Source organism: Pseudonocardia tropica, from assembly GCF_040105315.1.
Taxonomy (GTDB): Bacteria; Actinomycetota; Actinomycetes; order Mycobacteriales; family Pseudonocardiaceae; genus Pseudonocardia; species Pseudonocardia alni.
Map to the genome: position 1 here is coordinate 166,810 of NZ_JBEDNP010000003.1, position 25,357 is coordinate 192,166.

The following is a 25,357-nucleotide window of genomic DNA, read 5'->3' on the forward strand; positions in this document are numbered from 1 at the left end:
CGCGTCGGGTCGTTGTCAGGGGTCGGGTCCACCATGGGTGCCGTGACCACCGCATCGAGCACCGACCTGCGCGAGCGCGCCGAGACGGTCCTGCAGCAGCTGGCCGGCCCGCAGGCCCGGCTGCGCGAGGACCAGTGGACGGCGATCGAGGCGCTCGTCGCCCAGCAGCGCCGCGCGCTGGTCGTGCAGCGCACCGGCTGGGGCAAGTCCGCGGTCTACTTCGTGGCGACCGCGCTGCTGCGCGAGCAGGGCGCCGGGCCGACGGTGATCGTGTCGCCGCTGCTGGCGCTGATGCGCAACCAGATCGACGCCGCGATCCGCTCCGGGATCGTCGCGGTCACGGTGAACTCGGCGAACGCCGCCGAGTGGGACGCGGTCTACGCCGACATCGCGAACGGCGACGTCGACGTGCTGCTCGTGTCCCCCGAGCGGCTCAACAACCCCGACTTCCGCGACCGGGTGCTGCCGGAGCTGGCCGCGAACGCCGGGATGCTGGTGGTCGACGAGGCGCACTGCGTGTCCGACTGGGGCCACGACTTCCGCCCGGACTACCGGCGGCTGCGCACGCTGATCGCCGAGCTGCCGTCGGGCATCCCGGTGCTGGCGACCACCGCGACGGCGAACGACCGGGTCGTCACCGACGTCTCCGAACAGCTGGGGATCGGCCACGAGGATCGGAACGGTGACCAGCAGGACACGCTGGTGCTGCGCGGGTCGCTGGACCGCGAGTCGCTGCGCCTGGCGGTGGTGCGGCTCCCGAGCCCGGCGCGGCGGCTGGCCTGGCTCGCGGCCGAGCTCGACCAGATGCCCGGCGCCGGGATCGTCTACACCCTCACCGTCCAGGCGGCCGACGACGTCGCCGAGTTCCTGCGCGAGCGCGGCGTCGCCGTGCGCTCCTACTCCGGGCGCACCGACCCCGAGGACCGCCTGGCCGCGGAGTCGGACCTGATGGAGAACCGGGTGAAGGCCCTGGTCGCGACCTCCGCGCTGGGGATGGGCTTCGACAAGCCCGACCTCGGGTTCGTCGTGCACCTGGGCGCGCCCGCCTCGCCGGTCGCCTACTACCAGCAGATCGGCCGCGCCGGGCGTGCGCTGGACCGGGCCGAGGTGGTGCTGCTGCCCGGCCGCGAGGACCGCGACATCTGGGCCTACTTCGCGTCGCTGGCGTTCCCGCCCGAGCCGCTGGTCCGCCAGACCCTCGCGGTGCTGTCGGACCGGCCGCAGTCCACCGCGTCGATCGAGACCCGGGTCGACCTGTCCCGGACCCGGCTGGAGATGCTGCTCAAGGTCCTCGACGCCGACGGCGCGGCGAAGCGGGTCAAGGGCGGCTGGGTCGCGACCGGGGAGGAGTGGGTCTACGACACCGAGCGGCACGCGCGGGTCGACGAGGCCCGCCGCTCCGAGCAGCAGGCGATGCTCGACTACATCGCCACCACCGAGTGCCGGCTGGTGTTCCTGCGCCGCCAGCTCGACGACCCGGACCCGACGCCGTGCGGGCGCTGCGACACCTGCACCGGCACCGTCTGGTCCGACGAGGTGTCCGCCGACGGCGAGCAGGCCGCCGCCGAGCGCCTGACCCGGCCCGGGACCGAGGTCGCGCCGCGGAAGATGTGGCCGTCCGGGATGAAGGACATCGGGGTCCCGCTGTCCGGGAGGATCGCCGCGGGCGAGCAGGCCGCGTCCGGCCGGGCGATCGGGCGGCTGTCCGACATCGGGTGGGGCACCCGGCTGCGCGAGCTCGTGACCGGCGGCGACGACCCGGTGCCGGCCGACGTGCTCGACGCGCTGGTCCGGGTGCTCGCCGGGTGGAGCTGGGAACAGCGCCCGGTGGGCGTGGTCGGGATCGGCTCGCGCACCCGCCCGCACCAGCTCGACCACCTCGCCCGGCGGATCGCCGAGATCGGCAGGCTGCCGCTGCTCGGCACCCTGTCGCCCACCGGTGAGCGTCCGGCGGCGACCGAGAACTCCGCCCAGCGCCTGGCCGCGGTGTGGGCGGGGCTCGACAGCGCGACCGTGCCGGACCTGTCCGGGGTGGACGGGCCGGTGCTGCTGGTCGACGACGTCGTCGACTCGGGCTGGACGATGACGGTCGCGGCGCGGGCGCTGCGTCGGGCCGGGGCCCCGGAGGTGCTGCCGCTGGTGCTGGCCGTCGCCGGGTGAGGGCTCCTCGCCGTGCCCGTTCTCTGATATAAGGTGAGCCTCACCTTGCTTACGGGAGAACGATGAGGCCCCGTGGTTCCACGCTGCTCGCGGCGCTGTTCGGTGCGGCACTGCTCCTGACCGGCTGCGGCGCGTCCCCCGGCACCGCCCCGGTGACACCCTCCGACGGGGCCGCGTTCCCGGTGACCGTCCGGCACGCCTTCGGCGAGACGACGGTGCCCGCACCCCCGCAGCGGGTCGTCGCGCTGGGCATGAACGACCTGGCCGTCGCCCAGGCCGTCGGAGCACCGGTCGTCGGCGCGGTCCGCAGCTCCGGTGACAGCGGTCCCGTCCTCCCCTACCTGGAGCCCCTCCCGCCCGAGGTGCTCGCGATCGAGCCCGACGGGACGCTGCCGCTGGAGCAGATCGCGGCGTTCCGGCCGGACCTGGTCCTCGGGGTCTCGGCGTTCCAGATCACCGACCGGGCGGCCTACGACGCGCTGTCGCGGATCGCGCCGACCGTCACCTTCGCCGAGGGCCTGTACACCTCCTCCATGCAGGACGACGCCCGCCAGATCGGGCGGGCGCTGGGCCGCGCGGACGCCGTCGAGACGCTGGTCGCCGAGGCGGAACGCCGGATCGCCGAGACCCGTGACGGGCTGCCCGGGCTCGCCGGGAGGACCTACCTCTTCGGGCAGGCGCGCGGGGAGATCCTGCCGATGGTGGTCGGCGAGCAGAACCAGTCGACGGCGTTCCTGCGGTCGCTGGGGCTGGAGGTGCCGGCGTCGTTCCGGGACGCGCCGGCGAGCGACGCGCTGGCCCCGGGCACGGTCGGGGTGTCCTACGAGGAGGTCGGCAGGCTGTCGGAGGCCGACCTGCTCCTGATGACCTTCGCGGGGGCGGGCGACCGCGCGAGGTTCGAGGGCGACGAGCTGGTGCGCCGGGTGCGCGCGGTGCGGCAGGGCACCTACACACCGGTGACGCTGGACCAGGCCATCGCCCTGCAGGCGCCGAACGTGGTGTCGGTGGGCTGGCTGCTCGACGGGCTGCGGCCCGCGCTGGAGAGGGTCGCGGCGGGCTGACGAGCCCGGCTACCCGCCGGTAGGGTCGTGGTCGTGAACCCACCCGACATCGCCCTCAAGGCCATGAACGCGGGCCACCGTCTGCTGATCCGGCTGACCGGTGGGAAGGTCGGCCACTCGGCGATGGGGATGCCCGTCGTCGAGCTGACGACCCGCGGCCGGCGCTCCGGTGAGCCGCGCACGGTGCTGCTCACGGCACCGGTCCACGGTGACGGGAGCTACGTCGTCGTCGCCTCCCGGGGCGGCGACGACCGCCACCCCGCCTGGTTCCTCAACCTGCGTGCGGACCCGGACGTCGAGGTCGCCGTGCAGGGCGGGCCACGCGTGCCCATGCGCGCCCGGATCGCCGACCCGGCCGACCGCGCGACGCTCTGGCCGCAGATCGCCGGGAGGTACCGCAACTACGCCGGCTACCAGCGCAGCACCACCCGGGAGATCCCGCTGGTCCACCTGGAGCCGCGCGGCTGACCGGCCACGCATCATCAGGGCAGATGATTCCGGAGATCCGGATCATCTTCGTAGGGTCGCGTCATGTCCGGTCCTGCCGTGCCCGGGGAGGCGGTCCCCCCGCAGGCGTCCCCACTGCAGCTCTCGGTCCTCGGAGGTGTGCGGGCGAGCCGTGACGGCGACGACCTGGCGATCGGCGGGCCGCGCCCGCGGGCCCTGCTCGCCGCGCTCGTCGTCGCCGCCGGGCGGCCGGCCTCCGAGGCCCCGCTCATCGACGCCGTCTGGGACTCCGAACCCGCCCCGGCCGCGAAGCAGGCGCTGCACACCTACGTCGCCCGGCTGCGCGGTGTCCTGGAGCCCGGCCGCTCGGCCCGCGGGGCCGCGACGGTGCTGGTCCGCGGCAGCGGGGGCTACGCCCTGGCCGTCCGGCCCGAGCAGGTCGACGTGTGGGCGATGCGCGAGCTCGCCGCCCGGGGCGCGACCGCGCTGGCCGAGCGACGGCCGCACGAGGCGGTGTCCGTGCTGGACCTGGCGCTGGCGACCGGCGACGGCACCCCGTTCGGCGACCTCGCCGACCGCGCCTTCCTGGCCGCCGAGGTGGCCGCGCTGACCGAGCTGCGCGCCGGGATCCGCGAGGACCGGGCCGCCGCCGCGCTCGCCACCGGCGAGGACGTGACGCTGCTCGACGACCTCGCCGCGCTCACCACCGAGTACCCGCTGCGCGAGCGCGCGTGGGAGCTGCGGGCCCGCGCGCTCTACCGCGCCGGGCGCCAGGCCGACGCCCTCGCCGTCCTGCGGACCGCGCGGGACCTGCTCGCCGAGGAGCTCGGCGTCGACCCGGGGCCCGGCCTCGCCGCGACCGAGCGGGCGGTGCTCGCCCACGACCCGGAGCTGTTGCACCGGGCCCCCGCCGCCGACGCCCCGGCGCCCGCCGCCGGGACCACCCGCAGGCCGCTGCCGGTGCCGTCGACGGCGCTGCTCGGCCGCGACGACGACCTCGTCCGGCTGCGCGCCGCGCTCGACGCCCACCGGCTCGTCACCGTCGTCGGACCCGGTGGGGTGGGCAAGACCCGCGTCGCGCTGGCCGTCGCCGCCGACGCGGGCGGTCCGGTGTGGTGGGCCGAGCTCGCCGACCTCGCCCCGGGGACCTCCGGTGCACTGCTCGCCCCGGTCGTGGCCGAGGCCACCGGGGTGCTCACCGCGCAGGGCGCCGACCAGCTCGCCGCCGCCCTGACCGGCACCCCCGGCCTGCTGGTGCTCGACAACTGCGAGCACGTCCTCGACGCCGTCGCCGAGCTGCTCACCACACTGCTGCCCGCGTGCCCCGGCGTGCGGGTGGTCGCGACCAGCCGCGAACCCGTCGACCTGCCCGGTGAGCAGCTGCTGGAGCTCGCGCCGCTGTCCCCCGCCGCGGCCGAGCAGCTGTTCGTGGACCGCGCGTCGGCCGCGGCACCCGGCGCGGCCCCCACCGGCGACGACCGGGCCCGCGTCGCCGAGGTCTGCGCCCGGCTCGACGGGCTCCCGCTGGCCGTCGAGCTGGCGGCCGCCCGCAGCCGCACCCTGTCGGTCGGGGAGATCGCCGACGCCCTCGACGACCGGTTCTCCCTGCTCGTGGGGGCCGGCCGGGGCACCCCCGCCCGGCACCGGAGCCTGGAGCACACCATCGCGCTGTCGGTGGACGACCTCGGCCCGGCCGACCGGCGGCTGTTCGGGGCGCTGTCGGTGTTCACCGGCGGGTTCGACGCGGCCGCGGCCGCGGCCGTCGCCGGGGAGCCGGTCCGCGACGGGCTGGCCACGCTCGTCGCGAAGTCCCTGGTCGGCGTCGACACCGGCGCGCCGGGCCCCCGCCGGTTCGCGCTGCTGGAGACCCTGCGGGCCTTCGGCGACACCCTGCTCGACGACGCCGGGCGCACCGCCGCCCGCACCGCGCACCGGCGCTGGGTCCTCGACGTCGTCACCGAGGCCGACGCCGCGTGGCTCGGCCACGACGCGGCCCGCTGGTTCGGGCGGGTCCGCGCCGAGCAGCCGAACGTGCGGGCCGCGTTCGGCGCCGCGCTGGCCGACGGCGGGACCGCCGCGGTCGACGACGCGCTGCGCCTGGCCGGGGCGCTGGGCTGGTACTGGTACCGCTTCGGCCGGGTCGCCGAGGGCATCGGGTGGGTCACCGCCGCGCTGGCCGCGGCCGGCCCGGACGCCGACCCGGAGGCCGTCGGGCTGGCGCACTTCGCCTCCGGTCCCCTGCGCTACCTGGCCGGCGACCCCGCCGGTGCGGCCGCCGACGTCGCGGCCGGGCTGGAGCGGATGGACCCGGCGCGGCACCCGACGAAGGTCGCCCGCGGGCTCGCGTTCCGCGCCTACCTGGCCGCGGCGACCGACCCGGCGGCCGCGCAGGCCCTGCTGGGCGAGGCGCTCGCGGTCTCGCGCGCCGCCGGGGACGGCCCCGGCGAGTCCGAGACGCTGATGGCCGCCGGGCACCTCGCCCGGCTCGGCGGGGACACGGCGACGGCGCTGGACCTGCTGCGGTCCGCGGTGGCCGTCGCGCGGCGGGCCGGACACGGCTTCGCCGACGGGTCCTCGCGCTGGCACCTGGTGAAGACCCTGCTCGACCGCGGCGACCCGGCCGCGCCGGACGAGGCGGAGTCGCTCGTGCGGTTCCTCGGCGGCGAGCCCGACGTGACGTCCTGGCTGGTCGCGACGCACGCCCTCGCGGGCGCGCTGGGACAGTCCGGGGACGGTGTGCGGGGCGCCCGGCTGCTCGGGGCGGTGTCCGCGGTCGGCGGCGAGGTCGGCTACCGGCCCGAGGAGATGGACCCGCAGGACTCCGAGCGCAACGTCGCCCTGGTCCGGGCCGGGCTCGGCGGCTCGGCCGAGCGGTACGCCGCCGCGTTCGCCCAGGGCGTCGAGGGTGGGCGGGCGGCGATCGCCGCGGTCCTCGACGAGCTCGGCGACGGCGGCACCGGCGCCGCCCGGGTGGTGGGCCGGAGCGCCTGAGCCGCGCTCCCCGGGACCGCGTGCAGGACCCTGCAAGGCCGCTGCAAGTGGACTGCCAGTGGCCCACCGCAGAGTTCGTGGTGTTCGCCCCACCGGCCGCCCGGGCCGCCGGGGCCACCACCCGAGGAGACACCATGAACGCCACCCTGCGCAGCCTCGCCCGGCTCGGCCTGGTCGCCGCGGCGACGAGCACCGTCCTGTTCGGCACCACGGCCTGCAGCCTCGCCGCCGTCCCGGCGGACAGCGTCGAGGAGCAGATCGTCAGCAAGCTGGGCGCACAGGGCGTCTCCCTCGACAACGGGAAGGCCGACTGCGCCACCGACCTCGACGCGACCGTCGGGGCGAGCCAGACCTGCGAGTTCCACTCCGGTGGCCAGCCGGTCGGCGCGGTCGTCACCGTCACCGCCGTCGACGGGGACGACGTGTCCTTCGACATCACCACCGAGCCCCGCCCGGTGCCGAGGGCGCTGCTGCAGGACACCGTCCGCTCCCTCGTCGCGCAGAACGCCGGGGTCCCGATCGACACCACCACCTGCGACGGCGACCTCGCCCCCACCACCGGCCAGGCCGTCGGCTGCCGCGTCACCTCCGGTGAGGACTCGATCGACGTCCGCGCGACCGTGACCGAGGTCCAGGGCGGTCTGGTCAACTTCGACGTCGAGCAGGTCTGAGCCGTGCGGATCGCGACCTGGCTCTCCGCGCTCGCACTGGTCGTCGTCGCCGGGGCCCCGCTGACCGCCTGCTCGACCGGACCGGAACGGCAGGTGTGCGGCGTCCCGGAGGCCGACGGCGACGACTACCTCGAGGTGGACCCGGCCGCCTGCCCGGCACCCGGGGCGGTCGTGTCACCGGCCGGGCCGCGGTGGGTGCCGGTGTCCGCACTCGACGACGACGACCACCACCGCACGGTCGTCGCCCGGTCCCCGGGTACACCGCGGACCACCGCCGCGCGGACCCCGGCACCCCGGGCGACCGCGGCGCCGCGGACCACGACGAGGACCACGACGAAGACGACGAGTCCGAAGCGGACGACCCGGTCCCGGTGAGCACCGTGACCCGGTCACCGCGGGCGGGCCGCCGGCGGGCCCGGGGTCCGCCGCCGGGCCGCCCGGGGACGCCGGGTGGGCCGGGGCACCGGGCCACGGCTCCGCGCCGCAACGGCGGTGCGGGACCGTGTCGCCCCGGGCCCGGCTCCGGGCCGTGTCCCCCGGGTGTCAGCCCGGCTCCGATCGGGCCGGCCCGCCCGCGCTCCGACAGGACCGGTGTCCCGGATCCCTCGTCCCCGCCGACGCCGCGCCCGGACGGCTCAGCCCCCGGCGGGGTCCGGACCCCAGCGCAGCGTCAGCCGGGTACCCGCGCCGTCCACCACGACGTCCCCCGGCCCGGCCCGGTCCACACCGGAGCCGTCCACCGGCCCGCCACCGGGGCCGGCGAGCGACGGGACGACCGCCTCGATCCGCAGGTCCGCCGCGTGCGGCCGGCCCGCGTCGACCCACCCCGCGACCAGCCCGGCCAGCCGTTCGGCGGCGAGGTCACCGTCCGGCCCGCAGGCCCGCACCGTCGCCTCCGGGTCCGCCAGCAGCACCGCGCACCCGTCCCCGGTGACCAGGCCCAGCGTCGCACGGGCGCCACCGAGGTCGAACAGCGCCGGTGCGGCCCCACCCTCGGCCGGGCCGAACAGCCGCACCACCCCCGGGTCCGCCACCGCGCACCACAGCCCGAGCCCGTCCCACAGGTCCGCCACCGTGCCCGCGGCGGCCACCGGCCGGTCGGTGCCCGCACCGGTGGTCGCGCGGGCCAGCGCCCGCGGGTCCCCGACGTCGGCGTCGTCGGAGCCGCAGGCGGGCTGCACCCGCCACCGGCCGTCCGGCAGCGCGACCTCGGCGCCCGGGTCGGCGCCCTCCCCGCGCAGCCGGACGAACGCGCAGCTGCGCACCGACCGCGAGTGCAGCCGTCCCGGGGCGGTGTGGGCGAACGCCACCGACAGCTGGCTGCCGCGCACCGTGAGCGGCAGCAGCAGCCGGCCGTCGGGCGCGAGCTGGGCGACCCACTCCGGCCGGACGCCGGTGGAGCCGACGGTCAGCTCGATCCGGTCGTAGGGCGCCGCGGGCGGGTACCCGAGTGCCCCGTCCCCGACGACGACGTCGACGCCGTCGAACCCGGCGGCGTCCAGGTTCGCCCGGGCGCCGGCGACCAGGTCGTCGTCGATGTCGAGGGTGGTCACGGCCCCGTCCGGGCCGACCAGCTCCGCCAGCAGCGCCGCGTTCCAGCCGGCCCCCGCACCGATCTCCAGCACCCGGTGCCCCGGCCCGGCCGCCAGCTGTTCCAGCATGATCGCGACCATCGACGGCTGGGAGACCGAGCTGACCGTCACCCCCTCGTCGACCTTGATCGGGACGGCGACGTCGGCGTAGGCCCCGCCGGGGTCGAGGGCGGGCAGGAACAGGTGGCGCGGCACCGTCTCCAGTGCCGCGCGGACCGCGGGGGTGCGCACCCGGCCGTCGCGGACCAGGGACGCGACCAGCGCGGAACGGGCGCGGTCGGCCGACATGCGGGCATTGTGCCCTGCCGCCGTCTAGAGCAGAACGAGGTCGTCCGCGTGGACGAGCTCGCGCCGCTGCTCGGGCGGCAGCTCGCGGGTCCGGCGGCCGATCATGTGCGGCAGCTCGGTCGCGTCGTAGGAGACGACACCGCGCGCGATGGCCCGCCCGCCGGGGGCGAGCAGCTCGACGACGTCGCCGGCGTCGAAGTCACCGGACACGCCGTGCACCCCGGCCGCCAGCAGCGACCGGCGACGGCGGCGGACGGCCTCGACCGCGCCGTCGTCGAGGTCGAGGGCCCCGCGGACGTCGGCGGCGTGGCGCAGCCAGAACCGGCGGGCGCTCATCCGGGTCCCGGCGGCGCGGAACACGGTGCCGACCTTCGGGCCGTCCTCGGTGGCGGCCAGGGCGTCGGCGATGCGGTCGGCGGAGGTCAGCAGCACCGGGATCCCGGCCGCCGACGCCATCGCGGCCGCCTCGACCTTGGTGGCCATGCCGCCGGTGCCCAGTCCCGACCCGGGCCGGGTGACGCTGACCCCGGCGAGCTCGGCCGGGTCGTCGACCTCGGTGATCAGCGACGTCCCGGGGTCGCGCGGGTGGCCGTCGTAGAGGCCGTCGACGTCGGAGAGCAGCACGAGCGCGTCGGCGCCGACGATGTGCGCGACGAGCGCGGCGAGCCGGTCGTTGTCGCCCACCCGGATCTCGGCGGTGGCGACGGTGTCGTTCTCGTTGACCACCGGCAGCGACCCGAGCTGCAGCAGCCGCTCCAGGGTGCGCTGGGCGTTGCGGTAGTTCGAACGGCGGATCATGTCGTCGGCGGTGAGCAGGACCTGCCCGATGCCCTGCCCGTGCCGGGCGAACGACGCCGAGTAGGCGTGGGCGAGCAGGAGCTGCCCGACCGACGCGGCGGCCTGCTGGGTCGCGAGGTCCCGCGGGCGGCGGCGCAGCTGCAGCGGCGCGAGACCGGCCGCGATCGCCCCCGAGGAGACGAGTACGACCTGCGCGCCGGCGGCGCGGCGGACCATCAGGGCGTCGACCAGGGCGTCGAGCCGGGCCGGGTCGAGCCCACCGGTCAGGCTCGTCAGCGACGACGACCCGACCTTCACCACGATCCGCTTCGCCGCACCCAGCGCGGCGCGCGTGCTCACTCCGGTCTCACTCCTCGATCTCGTGGTCCGAGGAGTAGCGGGCGCCCGCGGCGAGCTCGGCGTCGGACAGGTGGTTCCGGCGCGCGACCCGGGCGCGCTTGCGCTCGGCGGCGCCGACCCGGTCGTTGCCCTCCAGCCGGATGTCCGTGCCGCGCCCGGTGAGCAGGGCGGCGACGCCGGCCGGGGTGGACGGCTCCCAGTCGAAGGTGACCTGGCCGATGGTGACCGGGCAGCCGGGCACGGCCCCGGCCTTGGCCAGCGCCTCCTCCACGCCGAGCCGGGCGAGCCGGTCGGCGAGGTAGCCGACGGCCTCGTCGTTCTCGAACGCGGTCTGGCGGATCCACCGCTCGGGGCGCTCCCCGCGCACGACGAACCCGCCGTCGAGCTCCGGGTCGGGCGTGATGGTGAAGCCGGTGTCGTCGACGGCGCGCGGGCGCAGCACGATCCGGCTCGGCTCGGCCTCCGGGCGCGCGGCCCGGGCCGCGGCGACCCGCTCGGCCATCGCGAAGCTCAGCTCCCGCAGCCCGGCCCGGGACGCGGTGGAGATCGCGTACACCGGCCAGCCGAAGCGTTCGGTCAGGTCCTCGCGGACCATGTCGACCAGGTCGGCGGCGTCCGGGACGTCGATCTTGTTGAGCGCGACCAGGCGCGGGCGCTGGTCGATCCGCTCCCCCAGCGCGCTGGTGCCGAGCGCCTCGGCGTAGTGCGCCAGCTCGGTCTCCAGCGCCTCGATGTCGGACACCGGGTCGCGCTCGGTCTCGAAGGTGGCGCAGTCCACGACGTGCACCAGCACCGAGCAGCGCTCGATGTGGCGCAGGAACTCCAGGCCGAGGCCGCGGCCGTCGGCGGCACCCGGGATGAGGCCGGGGACGTCGGCGACGGTGAAGGTGTCGTCGCCCGCGCTGACCACGCCGAGCTGGGGCACGAGGGTGGTGAACGGGTAGTCGGCGATCTTCGGGCGGGCCGCGGACAGCGCCGCGACCAGCGAGGACTTGCCGGCGCTGGGGAACCCGACGAGGCCGACGTCGGCGAGGCTGCGCAGCTCCAGGGTCAGCTCGACCTCGTCGCCGGGCTCGCCGAGCAGCGCGAAGCCGGGTGCCTTGCGGGCGGCGGAGGACAGCGCGGCGTTGCCGAGCCCGCCCCGTCCGCCCTCGGCGGCGACGAACCGGGTGCCGACACCGACCAGGTCGGCGACGACCTCGCCGTCGGCGGCGAGCACGACGGTGCCGTCGGGCACCCGCAGCTCCAGGTCCGGGGCGTTGGCGCCCTGCTTGAACGCGCCCTGCCCCTGGGTGCCGCTCCTCGCCTCCGCGCGGGGGCGGTGGTGGTAGTCGAGCAGCGTGTGCACACCCGCGTCGACGACGAGTACGACCGAGCCGCCCCGGCCGCCGTTGCCGCCGTCGGGACCACCGAGCGGCTTGAACTTCTCGCGGTGTACCGAGGCGCAGCCGTTGCCCCCGGCCCCCGCGGTCGCGTGCAGCACGACGCGGTCCACGAACCGGGACATGACGGTACTCCTGTCGTTCTCGTACCGCGGCGGGGCCGCGGTGGGTGGTGACACGACGAACGGCGGGCCCCCCGTTACCGGGGTGACCCGCCGTCGGCGTCGCTGTGCTGGCGGGTCGCTCAGACCTCGGCCGGCACGATGTTCACGGTCTTGCGGCCGCGCTTGGAACCGAACTCGACGGTCCCGGCGGCGAGGGCGAACAGCGTGTCGTCCTTGCCGCGCCCGACGTTGACACCCGGGTGGGTGGCGGTGCCGCGCTGACGGATGAGGATCTCGCCGGCCTTGACCGACTGGCCGCCGAAGCGCTTCACACCCAGGTACTGGGCGTTGGAGTCGCGACCGTTGCGGGAGCTGGACGCACCCTTCTTGTGTGCCATGACGCGGGCTCCTTACTTGCCGATCGCGGTGACCTGGACCTTCGTCAGGGGCTGACGGTGCCCCTGACGCTTGTGGTACCCGGTCTTGTTCTTGAACTTGTGGATCCGGATCTTCGGACCCTTGGTGTGCTCGACGACGGTGGCCGTCACCGCGGAGGTGAGGCCGCTGGCGTCGGTGGTCACCTGGTCGCCGTCGACGAGCAGCACGGCGGGCAGAATGATCTCGGCGCCGGGCTCACCGTCGAGCTTCTCGACGGTGACCACGTCGTCGACGGCCACCTTGTACTGCTTGCCGCCGGTCTTGACGATCGCGTACATCGCTGACGCACGACTCCTGAACATCGGGGGCGCATCTGGTGCGCTCGGGCTTTCACAGCTCGCGCCGGTCCCCGGCGCGCACACCACGGCCCCCGTGCCGAACACTGTCGTGTGCAGAGGCGTGGCTTCTGTCGGTCAAGGTTACGCGACCCCGTCGGAGTGCTCTCCGCCGGGGTCGCCGTCACCCTCCGTCCTGGGGCGGACCCGCCGGGCGGGAGGCCGCCCGGCGCGGACGGCGGGTACGGGTGACGGCCGCGGCGGGCTCCGGCTGCGCGGCGACGGCCGGAGCGGCCGCCGTTCCCGCGTCGGCCGGTGCCGCCGTGGCCGCCGGCGGAGCGGACTCCTCCGGCGTCGAGGCGGTCGTGATGACCACCGCCTCACCACCGCGGACCGGGGCGCCGGCGGAGCGGCTGACCCGGCGGCGGCGCGGTGCGGGTGCGTCGGGCTCCGGGACGGCGGGGGTCGTCCCCGTCGGCTCCGGGGCCACGTCCTGGGCCGGTGCCGCGGCCTGCGGGGCGCCGGTGGGCCCGGCGACCACCGGGGCCGCGGAACCGGTCAGCTCACCGCGCGGCTCGGCGACGACGGTCTCGTCGTCGTCGGCGGGCGCCGGTGCGGGCGCGGCGTCGGTGACGGTGGTGTCGGCCGTGGCAGGCACGGAGACCCCGGTGGACCCGGCGGCCGCGCCGTCGTCGCCCTTCGGGGTGCTGCCCGCGGCGACGGCCGCGACACCCGCGGCGGCGTCGACGTGCCCGGTGTCGCCGGAGCCGTCCCGGTCCTCGGCACGCTCCTCGCCGCGGCCGGAGCCGTTGCGGTGCCCGGAGCCGTTGCGGTCGGCGGCGTGGCGTTCGGCGTCGTGGCCTTCGGCGTCCCCGTTCCCGTTCCCGGAGTCACCGTGGCCCGACTCGCCGTTGCCGTTGCCACCGCGGCGACGACGGCGCCGTCCACCGCCGTCGGAGTCGCCGTTCCCGGCGTTCCCGGACCCGCCACCGTTGCCGTGGCCGGAACCGTTCCCGGAGCCGTTGCCCGAGCCGTTGCCGTGCTGCGCGCCGTTGCCGGAGCGGCCGTGCTGGTGGTCCGGCCCGGTGTCGGTCGAGACGATCACACCCCGCCCGCGGCAGTGCTCGCAGGTGGTGGAGAAGTGCTCCAGCAGCCCGCCACCGACCCGCTTGCGGGTCATCTGGACCAGGCCGAGCGAGGTCACCTCGGCGACCTGGTGGCGGGTGCGGTCCCGGGCGAGGCACTCGGTGAGGCGGCGCAGGACCAGGTCCCGGTTCGCCTCGAGCACCATGTCGATGAAGTCGACGACGATGATCCCGCCGATGTCGCGCAGCCGCAGCTGGCGGACGACCTCCTCGGCCGCCTCCAGGTTGTTGCGGGTGACGGTCTCCTCGAGGTTGCCGCCGGAGCCGGTGAACTTGCCGGTGTTGACGTCGACGACGGTCATCGCCTCGGTCCGGTCGATCACCAGGGTGCCGCCCGAGGGCAGCCAGACCTTGCGGTCCAGCGCCTTGAGCAGCTGCTCGTCGATCCGGTACTCGGTGAAGACGTCGGACGGGCCGGTGTGGCGGTGCATCCGGTCGGTGAGCTCGGGCGCGACGTGCCCGACGTAGCCGGACACGGTGTCCCAGGCGTCGGCGCCGGACACGATCAGCTTCGAGAAGTCCTCGTTGAACTGGTCGCGGACGACCTTGACCAGCATGTCCGGCTCCTCGTAGAGGAGCGTCGGGGCCTTGGGCGCGCCCGGGCCGGTCCTGTTCGCCTTCTCCTTGACGACCTCCCACTGCGCCTGCAGCCGGCGGACGTCACGCTCGAGGGCCTCGTGCGAGACGCCCTCGGAGGCGGTCCGGATGATCACACCGGCGTCGGCCGGGACGATCTCCTTCAGCATCTCCTTGAGGCGCTTGCGCTCGGTGTCGGGCAGCTTGCGGGAGATCCCCGCGGCGCCGCCGGAGGGCACGTAGACCAGGAACCGGCCGGCGAGGGAGATCTGCGTGGTCAGCCGGGCGCCCTTGTGGCCGACCGGGTCCTTGGTGACCTGCACCAGCACCTGGTCGCCCGAGGACAGCGCCTGCTCGATCTTGCGCGCCTTGCCGTTGAGGCCGGCGGCGTCCCAGTCGACCTCACCGGCGTAGAGCACGGCGTTGCGGCCGCGCCCGATGTCGACGAAGGCCGCCTCCATCGAGGGCAGGACGTTCTGCACGCGGCCGAGGTAGACGTTGCCGACCATCGAGCTGCCGGAGTTGCCGCCGGTGATGAAGTGCTCGACGAGGATGTCGTCCTCGAGCACGCCGATCTCGGTGCGGTCGGAGCGCTGGCGGATCACCATCTGGCGGTCGACCGACTCGCGCCGGGCCAGGAACTCCGACTCGGACAGGATCGGCGGACGACGGCGGCCCGCGTCGCGGCCGTCCCGCCGGCGCTGGCGCTTGGCCTCGAGCCGGGTGGAGCCGCGCACGCCCTGGACCTGGTCGTCGGAGGACGACCCGGAGTCCTGGCGGGACTCGCTGCGGGCCTCGCGGACCCGGGTGACGGTGTTGGGCGGGTCGTCCTCGGAACGGTCCTCGACGTCGGACCCCCCGCGACGACGGCGGCGCCGCCTGCGGCGCGAGCCGCCCGGGGACTGCTCGTCGGAGTCGTCGTCGGCGTCGTCGTCGGCGTCGTCCGAGGAGTCGGACCCGGTGGAGCCGGAGCCCTCCGAGCCGGAGTCGTCGGTGTCGTCGGAGTCGTCGCCGTCCTCGCCCGAGTCCTCGCCGCCCTTGCCGCGGCCGCGGCCACGACGACCCCGGCGGCGACGACGGCGGTTGCCGTTCTCGTCCTCGCCGTCGTCGTCGGAGCCGTCGCCCCGGTCGTCGGCGTCGGTGGACCCGTCGGCGCCGGTGTCGTCGGCGGCCGGGGCGGTGTCCCCGGTGTCCGCGACCGGGGCCGCGGCGGTGTCGGCGTCGCGGTCCTTGCGACGGCGGCTCTTGCGACCGCGACGCGGGCCGCCGTCGGTACCGTCCTCGCCACCGGACTGCTCGGCCGCGTCGTCACCGGCGGGCTCGGCGGCCGCCGGGGCGGTCCGCGCCGCGCCCTGGGCGGTGGGGGCCTGGAACATCGGGACCGCGAAGACCGGCGCCAGTGCGGGCGCGGACCCGCCCCGGGCGGCACCGGAACCGGTGTCGAACGGGCTCGCCGGGACCTCGGTGGTCGCATCCCCGGCGTCGGCGGAGCCGATGTCGAGTACGGCCGACGCCTCGGCGGCGGCGTCCGGCGCGTCGGCCGCGGGCTCCGCCGCGGCGGGCTCGGCCTCCGCGGCGGGCTCCGGAGAGCTGTCCCCGGCCGCGGCCGGGCGCAGCGCCGCGACGACCTGCTCGGCCGTCGCACGGGTGATGCTGGACTGGGCGCTGCGGACCTCCTGGCCCAGACCGACCAGGGTCGCCAGGACATCGCGGCTCGCCGTGCCCAGCAGCTTGGCCAGGGCATGGACCCGCATCTTCTCCGGCAGCTCGGAGAGCCCGCCGGTGCTACCGGCGGGCGCGTCGTTCACGGACATTCAGCTCCTTCGCCCCCGGGCGCCTCACGTCGGAGGCGGCCGCTCAGGGACCTTGCGCGTACGTTCCGCAGCTCGCGCGGGTTGCGCGGTACGGCACATCTGGTGTCGCTCCCCGGTCTTCGGGGATGGTGCTCGACGCCGGACCGGAGGCGGGAAGTGCCGTCCGTGTCAGGAACCCTCCGACCGGGCCCGGGTCGCCGGGACCGCACCGAGCGGATCCACCAGGTCGCCCCCGTCGTCGAGCAGGCCCTGCGCCAACCGGGTGGCCGTCACCGGTACCGGCGGCGCCAGGTCTGCGACGACGGTGAGCGCGCCCAGTACGTCATCGGGTCGGACGGTCGGTGTCGTCAGCCGTACGACCGCCGTCAGTATCGCACAGTCGGTGACCGAACCCGGGGAACCCGCCGCCCCGGACGGGTCATGATCGGCCGGCGTGCCGTTCACCTGCGGTTCGACCGACAGAGTCACGACGGCGGCGCGTACGTCGATCTCCTTGCGCCCGGACGGGGTCACCCGGGTCACCACGACCGAGGTCTCGGCGAGGAACCGCTCGACCGCGGACCGCACCGCGGCGGGGTCGAGCCCCCGGATCTCCAGCCGCCAGCGGGCTGCGTCGATCCGGTCGGCCAGCGCGGGCGGCGCCGCGACCGCCGCCGCGACGACGTCGAGCCCGTCGGGCAGCGCCCGGTCCATGGCCTCCCGGACCAGCTCCGGGTCGACCTCGCGGGTCAGCCCCATCTCGACGTACTCGGCCTCGCTGGCCGCCCCGGTCGGCGCGGCGCCGACCCAGGACAGCCGGGGGTGCGGGCTGAAGCCGTGCGAGTGCGAGACCGGGACGCCGGCCCGGCGGACCGCGCGTTCGAAGCTGCGGGCCACGTCGCGGTGCGAGAGGAACCGCAGCCGGCCGCGCTTCGCGAAGCGCAGGCGGACCCGCTGCACCGTCGGGGGTGCCGGGTTCGCCGCCGCTCCTGCCTTCACGCGCGCCATGCCCCGGAGTCTAGGAGGGACGTGCACACGGTCCGGCACACGGCCCGCGCGCATCCTCGCCGGCGTCCGGACCGATCGGGAGGAGCACCCCATGACCACCGTCCCCGACCTCGCCGCGCTCGGCGCGGCCCACCGTGCGGTGTGGGCGGCAGGCGACTACCCGGCCGTCGCCGCCGACCTCATCCCCGGCCTGGGCGAGGTGCTCGTCGACACCGTCGGGGTCGCACCCGGGGACCGGGTCCTCGACGTCGCCGCGGGCACCGGGAACGCCGCGATCCCGGCCGCGCTGCGCGGCGCCGACGTCGTGGCCTCCGACCTGACCCCCGAGCTGCTGGTCGCCGGCGCCCGGCTCGCCGGGGACCGCGGCGCCCGGCTGGAGTGGGTCGAGGCCGACGCGCACGCGCTGCCGTTCCCCGACGCCGGCTTCGACGTCGTGCTGTCCTGCGTCGGGGTGATGTTCGCGCCGTTCCACGAGCGCGCCGCCGCCGAGCTGCTGCGGGTCTGCCGGCCGGGCGGGCGGATCGGGCTGCTCGCCTGGACCCCCGAGGGCTTCGTCGGCCGGATGTTCGGCGTGCTGCGGCCGTTCGTGCCCGCCCCGCCGCCCGGGGCGGCACCGCCGGCGCGCTGGGGCGACGAGGAGCACGTGCGCGCGCTGCTCGGCGACGGGGTCCGCGACCTGCGGGCCGACCGGGGGTCCGTCCGGTTCGCCGTGACCGACTCCCCCAGCGGGTTCCGGGACTGGTGGAAGCAGCGCTACGGTCCGATCGTCACCGCCTACGCCCGGCTCGCCGACGACCCGGGGCGGACCGCGGAGCTGGACGCCGCGTTCGCCGACTTCCTGGCCGCCACCCGCTCCGGTGACCACTGGGACTCCGAGTACCTCCTGGTCACCGCCGTGCGGATCTGAGAGGAGGGGCCGAACGGCGGGTCCCACGCCGCGGCGGCGGTGCCATCCTGGCCGTCCCCGGGGAGGGAGGCGCGACGTGACCGTCGTCCGGCTGCTCGGGCCGCCGTGCGCCTCCGCCGCCGCGCCGGTCCGGGGGCGCAAGCCGTGGGCGCTGCTGGCGCTCGTGCTGTGCAGCAGCGGGCCGGTCCCCCGCTGCCGCGTCGTCCGGCTGCTGTTCCCCGACGCGGAGGACCCGGGGGCGGCGCTGCGTTGGACGCTGAGCCGGGCACGCCGCGCCACCGGGGGCGCTGTCCGGATCGGCGGGGACCCGCTGCGCGCCGAGCCCGGCGCGGGGACGGTCGTGGACGTGCTCGACGTCCTGGCCGGGCACCGACCCCGCCGCTGGCCCGTCGGCGAGGCGACGCTGCCGCTGCTGGAGGGCTGCGAGCCGGACGTGCCGGAGTTCGCCGCCTGGCTGCACGGCCGACGGGTCGACCTGGCGCGGGCCGGGCGACGGCTGCAGGACGCGGGGTCCTACTGCTCCAGCACCAGCAGCGCGTCCCCGGCGGGCCGGAACCCGGCACGCCGGTAGAACGCGGCGCTGCCCGCGGTCGGGGCCAGCATCAGCCGCCGGTACCCGCGGGCCCTGGCGTGCGCGACGACGGCCGTGAGCAGCACCCGCGGCACGCCCGCCTCGGTGAAGGCGGCGAGGACGAAGGCGTTCCCGACCTGCCCGGTGCGCGTGCCGCGGCCCCCGGGGCGGGGCATCTGCACGGTCTCCAGCACGTTGATCGACCCGACCGGGGTCCACCCGGCGCGGTCGCTGCCCGCCTCGGCCACCCAGAACGCCCGGCGCGGCTGCTCGACCCGCCACCAGGCGGCGAACGCCTCGGCGAACGACGGGTCCTCGACCGGCCTCCCGGCGCGCTCCTCCAGCCAGAGGCGGCGCAGCCGGGCGAGCGCGGCGACGTCGCGCTCGTCGGCGACCCGGACCCGCAGGTGCCTGCCGCCGTACTCCCAGGAGGACCCGTCGGCGTCGGCGACGGCCGGGTCCGGGATCGAGGACAGTCCGTTCTCAGTCACCCGGGCGTGCGCCCCCGAGCGACCCCGCGGCCGAGGCCGTCGGGTTGACCACGGTCAGCGGCAGCAGGGTGGTCCCGCTGGGGCCGACCTCGATGTCGGTGCCGGTGGACGGGCACACGCCGCAGTCGAAGCAGGGCGTCCAGCGGCAGTCGTCCTGCTCGCGGCCGTCGAGCGCGTCCTGCCAGTCCTCCCAGAGCCAGTCGCGCTCCAGGCCGGAGTCGAGGTGGTCCCAGGGCAGGATCTCGTCGGCGTCGCGCTCGCGGGTGGTGAACCAGTCCAGCGACACCCCCTGCGGTTCCAGGGCCTCGGCGGCGGAGTCGACCCAGCGGCGGTAGGAGAAGTGCTCGGACCAGCCGTCGAACCGGCCGCCGTCGCGCCAGACCTTCTCGATGACGGCGCCGACCCGGCGGTCGCCGCGGGCGAGCAGTCCCTCGATCAGCGAGGGCTCGCCGTCGTGGTAGCGCATGCCGATGTTGCGGCCGATCTTCCGGTCGGCGTTGACGGCCTCACGCAGCTTGCGCAGCCGCGAGTCGACGACCTCGGGGTGGCACTGCGCCGCCCACTGGAACGGGGTGTGCGGCTTCGGCACGAACCCGCCGATCGAGATGGTGCAGCGGACGTCGTTGCGCCCGGACGCCCTGCGCCCGGCCTCGATGACCCGGTAGGCCATCCCGGCGATCTCCAGCACGTCCTCGTCGGTCTCGGTGGGCAGCCCGCACATGAAGTACAGCTTCACCTGCCGCCAGCCCTGGGAGAACGCCTCGGCGCAGGTCCGGATGAGGTCGTCCTCGGAGACCATCTTGTTGATCACGCGGCGGATGCGCTCGGAGCCGCCCTCGGGGGCGAAGGTCAGCCCGGAGCGGCGGCCGTTGCGGGAGATCTCGTTGGCCAGGTCGATGTTGAACGCGTCGACCCGGGTGCTGGGCAGCGACAGCGAGGTGTTGGTGCCCTCGTAGCGGTCGGCGAGGCCCTTGGTGATCTCGGCGATCTCAGAGTGGTCGGCGCTCGACAACGACAGCAGCCCGACCTCGTCGAAGCCCGACGCGCGCACCGCGGCGTCGACCATCTCCCCGACGCCCTGCAGCGAGCGCTCCCGCACCGGGCGGGTGATCATCCCGGCCTGGCAGAACCGGCAGCCGCGGGTGCAGCCGCGGAAGATCTCGACGCTGGCCCGCTCGTGCACGGTCTCGGCCAGCGGGACCAACGGCTTCTTCGGGTACGGCCAGTCGTCCAGCTCGATCGTGGTGCGCTTCTGGACGCTCGCGGGGACCCGCTCGTCGGCCGGGGTCACCGCGGCGATGTGGCCGTCGTCGGCGTAGGTCACGTCGTAGAGGGAGGGCACGTAGCAGCCCGGCGTCGACGACAGCCGCAGCAGCAGCTCCCGGCGCCCGCCCGGGCGTCCCTCGTCCTTCCAGTCGCGCACGACGTCGGTGATGTCCCCGACGACCTCCTCGCCGTCGCCGAGCGCGGCGACGTCGACGAAGTCCGCGACCGGCTCCGGGTTGAACGCCGCGTGCCCGCCGGCGACGACGACCGGGTGGGTCTCGTCGCGGTCGCGGGCGTGCAGCGGGATCCCCGCCAGGTCGAGCGTGGTGAGCAGGTTGGTGTAGCCGAGCTCGGTGGAGAACGAGACGCCGAGGACGTCGAAGTCGCCGACCGCGTGGTGGGCGTCGACGGTGAACGCCGGCACCCCCGCCTCGCGCATCAGCGCCTCGAGATCCGGCCAGACGGCGTAACAGCGCTCGGCCAGCGCGTCGGCGCGCTCGTTGAGGACCTCGTACAGGATCTGGACGCCCTGGTTGGGCAGGCCGACCTCGTAGGCGTCCGGATAGAGCAGTGCCCAGCGGACGGCCGCGGAGTCCCACGGCTTGACCTGCGAGTTCCCCTCACCGCCGACGTACTGCACCGGCTTGGCGACGCGGGGCAGGATCGGCTCCAGGGCGGGGAAGACGGAGGTGGGTGCCACGCTGCACCAGGGTAGCCACGTCCGTTCGGGGCGAACCGGCGGGTCGTGTCCGACCCGGCGGGCGGGTGTGGCCGGAGCTCGTCGAGGGGATCGTGCGGAGCGCCGCCCGCGCGCACGCCCGCTGAGGCACGGGTCACGGCGGACGGGCGCGCCGGGCACCTACGCTTGCGCCGACCTGCTCCCCACGCGCGTCCCCGAACTCCCAGGAGACCCCCGTGCCCGTGACCGACGCCGAGCTGCACGCCCGGTTCCGCCCGCTGTTCGACGAGATCGCCGCCGGCGCGGTGGAGCGCGAGCTGACCCGCAGGCTGCCCGACGCCGAGGTCGCCGCCCTGCGCGACGCCGGGTTCGGCGCGGTCCGGCTGTCGGTGGAGGCCGGCGGCGCGGGGGCCTCGCTGCGCCAGCTGTTCGCGCTGCTCGTCGAGCTGGGCGCGGCGGACTCGAACGTCCCGCAGGCGCTGCGCACGCACCTGCTGTTCGCCGAGCTGTGGTCGGCCGGTGCCGCCGCCGGGGACCCGGTGCTGAAGGAACGGGTCGCGCGGATCGCGGCCGGGCGGCTGGTCGCAACGCGATCTCCGAGCGCGGCGGGGTCGTGCGCAACTCCTCGACCACGCTGCTGCGCCGCGAGGGGGACCGGCTGCTGCTCGACGGCGAGAAGTTCTACTGCACCGGCACGCTCTACGCCGATCTCGTCGACGTCGTCGCCCTCGACGAGCACGGCGCGCGGGTGACCGTGCTGGTGGAGACCACCGCGCCGGGGGTCGAGCGGGTCGACGACTGGCGCGGGTTCGGGCAGAAGCTGACCGCCAGCGGCACGACCCGGTTCACCGCGGTCGAGGTCGACCCCGCCCAGGTACGGCCCGCGCCGACCGAGGTCCACCAGCCGTTCCGGCAGGGGTTCCTGCAGCTGGTGCAGCTGGCGGCGCTGGCCGGGATCGCCCGTCGCGCCGCCGACGACGCCGCCGCCTACGTCCGCGACCGGCGCCGCAACTGGCCCTACGGCAACGCCGACCTGCCCAGGGACGACCCGCTGGTGCAGCAGGTCGTCGGGAAGGTCGACGCGGCCGCGTTCACCGTCGCCGCCGTCGTCGACGCCGCGGCCGCCTCGCTGGAGCGGGCGCTGTCCGAGCCCGGCCACGGCCCGGCCGCCGAGCTCGACGTGTACCGGGCCCAGTCGACGGTGCCGCAGCTGGTGCTGGACGCGACCTCGGAGCTGTTCGAGGTCGGCGGCGCGTCGACCGTCGACGTCGACCGGGCGCTGGACCGGCACTGGCGCAACGCGCGCACCCTCGCCGTGCACAACCCGATCGTCTACAAGCAGCAGGTGGTCGGGGCCTTCGCGCTGAACGGGACGGTGCCGGTGCTGTCGCTGTCCTCGGGCGTCGCGGGCTGAGCGGGTCCCACCGGCCTTCCCCGGCGGTGCGGGCGGCGCGCGTGGCGTCGTCGGGGACAGGGCGACGAGCCGCCGGTCCACGCCGAGGGCCGGGTACGGGTCGTGCGACGAGCCTCCGGTGGTCGGGTTCGACGTCGTCGTGACCGACGGCGACGTCCCGGTCCGGTGACGGGCCGGTCAGTGGACGACCGGCCCCGACGCCGGGCCGTGCGCCCACGACGGCGGCGGGCCGGGTTCGGCCCGCCGCCGCGGGACGACGAACGCCGCCACGGCGAGCAGCCCGGCCAGCAGCATCCCGTACTGCAGGCCCAGCAGGTAGCCGAGCCCGCGACCCAGCGCGAACGGCGCCTGCGGGTCGAACAGCGTCCAGGCCGAGGCCGACGCGAGCAGGACGGCCGCGGTCAGCGGCGCCGCCGGGGACAGCCGGGCGGCGAGGGCCACCCCGCCCAGCAGCAGCCCACCGGCGAGCAGCAGGCCGGACCCGGAGGGGACCCGGTCGAGGTCCATCCGCATCATGCCCTCGTAGGCGATGCCCATCCCGGCACCCGCGACGGCGAGCGCCACCACCGTCCCCACGATCCCGACCACGATCCCCACCAGGTGCCGCACGGTTGCCCCCGCTCCGCCGATCCGGACGGATCGGACACCCGTGGAAACTATCAGCGCTTCCCGTTCGGGAGGGCCAGACGGTTGATCGTGCCCAGGACCTGCATGTACTGCGTCCACAGCGGCCCGGTCGTGTACTCCAGCCCGTACTCCCGGCACAGCTCCCGCACCTCGGGGGCGATCTCGGCGTAGCGGTTGCTGGGCAGGTCCGGGAACAGGTGGTGCTCGATCTGGAACGACAGCTGGCCGGTCATCAGGTGGAAGAAGCGACCGCCCTCGAGGTTCGCCGAACCCAGCAGCTGGCGGACGTACCACTCGCCGCGGCTCTCGTCCTCCAGCTGCTCCTCGCTGAACTGCACCGCCCCGGTCGGGAAGTGCCCGCAGAAGATGACCGCGTGCGACCAGACGTTGCGCACCAGGTTCGCGGTGAGGTTGCCCGCGAGCACCGGCAGGAAGAACGGTCCGGCCAGCGCGGGGAACGCGACGTAGTCCTTGAGGATCTGGCGGCCGGTCTTGCGGCCGATCGACTTGATCTGCTGCCACACCCGGCTCAGCGGCTTCTCCCCCGCCACGACCTTCTCGACCTCGAGGTCGTGCAGCGCGACGCCGTACTCGAAGAACAGGCTGAGCAGGAAGTTGTAGAGCGGGTTGCCGAGGTGGTACGGCGTCCACCGCTGCTCCTCGGACAGGCGCAGGATCCCGTAGCCCACGTCGCGGTCCTTGCCGACGACGTTGGTGTAGGTGTGGTGCAGGTAGTTGTGCGAGTGCTTCCACTCCGCCGAGGACGAGACGTTGTCCCACTCCCAGGTCGACGAGTGGATCTTCGGGTCGCGGATCCAGTCCCACTGGCCGTGCATGACGTTGTGCCCGATCTCCATGTTCTCGAGGATCTTGGCGATCGAGAGCATGGCGGTCCCGGCGATCCAGGCCGGGGGCAGGACGCCGGCGAACAGCAGCGCGCGGCCGCCGATCTCCAGGGCACGCTGCTTGCGGATGACGCCGCGGATGTACTCGGCGTCGGACGCGCCGCGCTCGGCGAGGACGCGGTCGCGGATCGCGTCGAGGCGGCGGCCGAGCTCCTCGATCTGCTCGGCGGTGAGATCGGTCGTGGCGGCCACGTCCTCGCGGCGCGACGACGGCACCAGCTCCAGCACCGGGCGCCGCGGGTGCTGCTCGCGGCCGGTCTCCTCCGGGCCGGGCTCGGTGCGGGCGGGGTTCTCCAGGACGGCGGTCATGAGGACCTCCAGGGTCGGAGCGGACGAACGGTTCAGGGAAGGTCGATGCGGGCGGGCCCGCACGCGGAGTTGACGCAGGTCTGCACCAGGTCGCCGGGCTCGCCGTGCGCCTCGCCGGTGCGCAGGTCGCGCACCCGGCCCTCGCGCAGCGGCAGCACGCAGCCGAAGCAGATGCCCATCCGGCAGCCGCTGGGCATGAGCTTCCCGGCGGCCTCCCCGGCCTCGAGGAGGCTCTGGCCGGACTCGACGACGACGTCGCCGCCGCCGAGGTCGACGGTGCCGCCGGTGCCCTCGGTGGCGCGGGCCGGCGGGGTGAAGCGTTCGGCCACGACGCCGTCCCAGGCCCCCTCCAGGGCGTCGAGCAGGCCGTCGGGACCGCAGGCGTACACGGCGCGGTCCGCCCGGTCGGCGACGGCGGCGTCGAGGGTCGTGGGGTCGAGCCGCCCGGAGACGGCGCTGTGGCGCAGCACGACCCGCAGCGACGGGTGCCGCGCGGCCAGGCCGGCCAGCTCGGCGCGGAAGATCGTGTCCTCCGACGTGCGGGCGCCGTGCACGAGCACGACGTCGGGCATCGTCCCGGCGCGGTCGAGCGTGCGCAGCATGCCCATCACCGGGGTGATGCCGCTGCCCGCGGTGACGAACAGCAGCTTCTCCGGCAGCCGGTCGGGCAGGACGAACCCGCCCGCCGCCTGGTCGAGCTCGACGATCGTGCCGATCGGCAGGTCGCGGACCAGGGTCGGCGACACGGCGCCGCCGTCGACCTCCTGCACGGTCACCGTGAGGTGCTCGGCGTCCTCCGGGGAGGTCAGCGAGTAGCTCCGGGTGAGCCGGACACCGTCGACCTCGACGCCGATGCCGACGTACTGGCCGGCGCGGTGCCCGGCCCAGGCGCGCCCGGGCTCGACGGTCACCGAGACCGCACGGCCGGTCTCGCGGCGACGGGCGACGACCCGGCCGCGCAGCGACGTGGTCGACCAGAGCGGGTCGACCAGCGTCAGGAAGTCCTCGGGCAGCAGCGGGGTCGTGAGCGCGCTCGCGGCGGCCAGCAGGCCCCGGCGTCGGAAGGTCGTGCCAGGAGCGGATCGGAACATGACATGAACTCTGCACGAGTTGATGTCAC

Annotated in this window: 22 protein-coding genes; 10 read left to right on the forward strand and 12 right to left on the reverse strand. The window is 75.7% G+C overall.

Annotated elements, in window-relative coordinates; genetic code table 11:
* The first annotated feature begins 33 nt into the window (after window positions 1–33).
* From WHI96_RS06375 to WHI96_RS06400, 6 genes are all read left to right on the forward strand, one after another.
* Complete coding sequence (locus tag WHI96_RS06375; protein ID WP_425571542.1) at window positions 34–2,160, forward strand: RecQ family ATP-dependent DNA helicase; 2,127 nt, start codon at window positions 34–36, stop codon at window positions 2,158–2,160.
* 62 nt (window positions 2,161–2,222) lie between these two features.
* Window positions 2,223–3,221, forward strand: a complete 999-nt coding sequence (locus tag WHI96_RS06380) for an ABC transporter substrate-binding protein (RefSeq protein WP_345642461.1) — start codon at window positions 2,223–2,225, stop codon at window positions 3,219–3,221.
* Window positions 3,222–3,284: 63 nt separating this feature from the next.
* A complete protein-coding gene (locus tag WHI96_RS06385) occupies window positions 3,285–3,689 on the forward strand; it encodes a nitroreductase/quinone reductase family protein (protein WP_345642955.1) in 405 nt (134 codons plus the stop codon).
* Window positions 3,690–3,752: 63 nt separating this feature from the next.
* Window positions 3,753–6,659: an ATP-binding protein gene (locus tag WHI96_RS06390; protein ID WP_345642463.1), complete on the forward strand. Its 2,907-nt coding sequence runs from the start codon at window positions 3,753–3,755 to the stop codon at window positions 6,657–6,659.
* Window positions 6,660–6,793: 134 nt separating this feature from the next.
* Window positions 6,794–7,330 carry a DUF4333 domain-containing protein gene (locus tag WHI96_RS06395; RefSeq protein WP_345642466.1) on the forward strand — a complete coding sequence of 179 codons (537 nt, stop codon included), beginning with the start codon at window positions 6,794–6,796 and terminating at the stop codon, window positions 7,328–7,330.
* Between the two features lie 3 nt (window positions 7,331–7,333).
* Window positions 7,334–7,705, forward strand: a complete 372-nt coding sequence (locus tag WHI96_RS06400) for a hypothetical protein (protein WP_345642469.1) — start codon at window positions 7,334–7,336, stop codon at window positions 7,703–7,705.
* Window positions 7,706–7,965: 260 nt separating this feature from the next.
* Here WHI96_RS06400 and WHI96_RS06405 read toward each other — a convergent pair whose 3' ends face one another.
* The 7 genes from WHI96_RS06405 to WHI96_RS06435 all read right to left on the reverse strand — a co-directional run bounded on the left by WHI96_RS06405 (window position 7,966) and on the right by WHI96_RS06435 (window position 17,068).
* Window positions 7,966–9,210, reverse strand: a complete 1,245-nt coding sequence (locus WHI96_RS06405; protein ID WP_345642472.1) for a methyltransferase domain-containing protein — start codon at window positions 9,208–9,210, stop codon at window positions 7,966–7,968.
* A gap of 24 nt (window positions 9,211–9,234) precedes the next feature.
* A complete protein-coding gene (gene proB, locus WHI96_RS06410; RefSeq protein WP_345642475.1) occupies window positions 9,235–10,347 on the reverse strand; it encodes a glutamate 5-kinase in 1,113 nt (370 codons plus the stop codon).
* Window positions 10,348–10,354: 7 nt separating this feature from the next.
* Window positions 10,355–11,854, reverse strand: coding sequence for a GTPase ObgE (gene obgE / locus WHI96_RS06415; protein ID WP_345642478.1), 1,500 nt, complete (start codon window positions 11,852–11,854; stop codon window positions 10,355–10,357).
* A gap of 119 nt (window positions 11,855–11,973) precedes the next feature.
* Entirely contained in the window at window positions 11,974–12,231 is a 258-nt protein-coding gene (rpmA, locus tag WHI96_RS06420) for a 50S ribosomal protein L27 (RefSeq protein WP_020624745.1), read from the reverse strand.
* A gap of 12 nt (window positions 12,232–12,243) precedes the next feature.
* Window positions 12,244–12,549 (reverse strand): 50S ribosomal protein L21, encoded by a 306-nt coding sequence (gene rplU / locus WHI96_RS06425; RefSeq protein ID WP_020624746.1) that lies wholly within the window; start codon window positions 12,547–12,549, stop codon window positions 12,244–12,246.
* Between the two features lie 181 nt (window positions 12,550–12,730).
* Window positions 12,731–16,081: a translation initiation factor IF-2 N-terminal domain-containing protein gene (locus tag WHI96_RS06430; protein WP_345642482.1), complete on the reverse strand. Its 3,351-nt coding sequence runs from the start codon at window positions 16,079–16,081 to the stop codon at window positions 12,731–12,733.
* Between the two features lie 168 nt (window positions 16,082–16,249).
* Complete coding sequence (locus WHI96_RS06435; RefSeq protein ID WP_345642485.1) at window positions 16,250–17,068, reverse strand: TIGR03936 family radical SAM-associated protein; 819 nt, start codon at window positions 17,066–17,068, stop codon at window positions 16,250–16,252.
* A gap of 91 nt (window positions 17,069–17,159) precedes the next feature.
* Here WHI96_RS06435 and WHI96_RS06440 point away from each other — a divergent pair, with 91 nt between their 5' ends.
* Together WHI96_RS06440 and WHI96_RS06445 are read left to right on the forward strand one after the other, a co-directional pair.
* The gene (locus WHI96_RS06440) at window positions 17,160–17,975 is read left to right on the forward strand and encodes a class I SAM-dependent methyltransferase (protein WP_345642488.1); all 816 of its coding nucleotides are present in this window, start codon (window positions 17,160–17,162) and stop codon (window positions 17,973–17,975) included.
* A gap of 76 nt (window positions 17,976–18,051) precedes the next feature.
* Entirely contained in the window at window positions 18,052–18,546 is a 495-nt protein-coding gene (locus tag WHI96_RS06445; RefSeq protein ID WP_345642491.1) for an AfsR/SARP family transcriptional regulator, read from the forward strand.
* On the opposite strand, the gene WHI96_RS06450 is transcribed toward WHI96_RS06445, so the two are convergent.
* Together WHI96_RS06450 and WHI96_RS06455 are read right to left on the reverse strand one after the other, a co-directional pair.
* Window positions 18,489–19,037, reverse strand: coding sequence for a GNAT family N-acetyltransferase (locus WHI96_RS06450; RefSeq protein ID WP_345642493.1), 549 nt, complete (start codon window positions 19,035–19,037; stop codon window positions 18,489–18,491). The genes WHI96_RS06445 and WHI96_RS06450 overlap by 58 nt on opposite strands.
* Window positions 19,030–21,003: a TIGR03960 family B12-binding radical SAM protein gene (locus tag WHI96_RS06455; RefSeq protein WP_345642496.1), complete on the reverse strand. Its 1,974-nt coding sequence runs from the start codon at window positions 21,001–21,003 to the stop codon at window positions 19,030–19,032. The genes WHI96_RS06450 and WHI96_RS06455 overlap by 8 nt, the downstream gene beginning before the upstream one ends.
* A 215-nt stretch (window positions 21,004–21,218) precedes the next feature.
* Here WHI96_RS06455 and WHI96_RS06460 point away from each other — a divergent pair, with 215 nt between their 5' ends.
* Together WHI96_RS06460 and WHI96_RS06465 are read left to right on the forward strand one after the other, a co-directional pair.
* Window positions 21,219–21,734, forward strand: coding sequence for an acyl-CoA dehydrogenase family protein (locus tag WHI96_RS06460; RefSeq protein WP_345642498.1), 516 nt, complete (start codon window positions 21,219–21,221; stop codon window positions 21,732–21,734).
* 179 nt (window positions 21,735–21,913) lie between these two features.
* Entirely contained in the window at window positions 21,914–22,396 is a 483-nt protein-coding gene (locus WHI96_RS06465; RefSeq protein WP_345642958.1) for an acyl-CoA dehydrogenase family protein, read from the forward strand.
* 177 nt (window positions 22,397–22,573) lie between these two features.
* Here WHI96_RS06465 and WHI96_RS06470 read toward each other — a convergent pair whose 3' ends face one another.
* From WHI96_RS06470 to WHI96_RS06480, 3 genes are read right to left on the reverse strand one after another with little or no spacing between them, the layout of a single operon-like run.
* Window positions 22,574–23,005: a hypothetical protein gene (locus WHI96_RS06470; RefSeq protein WP_345642501.1), complete on the reverse strand. Its 432-nt coding sequence runs from the start codon at window positions 23,003–23,005 to the stop codon at window positions 22,574–22,576.
* Window positions 23,006–23,055: 50 nt separating this feature from the next.
* Window positions 23,056–24,237 (reverse strand): fatty acid desaturase family protein, encoded by a 1,182-nt coding sequence (locus WHI96_RS06475; RefSeq protein WP_345642505.1) that lies wholly within the window; start codon window positions 24,235–24,237, stop codon window positions 23,056–23,058.
* Between the two features lie 32 nt (window positions 24,238–24,269).
* Complete coding sequence (locus tag WHI96_RS06480) at window positions 24,270–25,328, reverse strand: ferredoxin reductase (protein WP_345642508.1); 1,059 nt, start codon at window positions 25,326–25,328, stop codon at window positions 24,270–24,272.
* Between the last annotated feature and the right edge of the window lie 29 nt (window positions 25,329–25,357).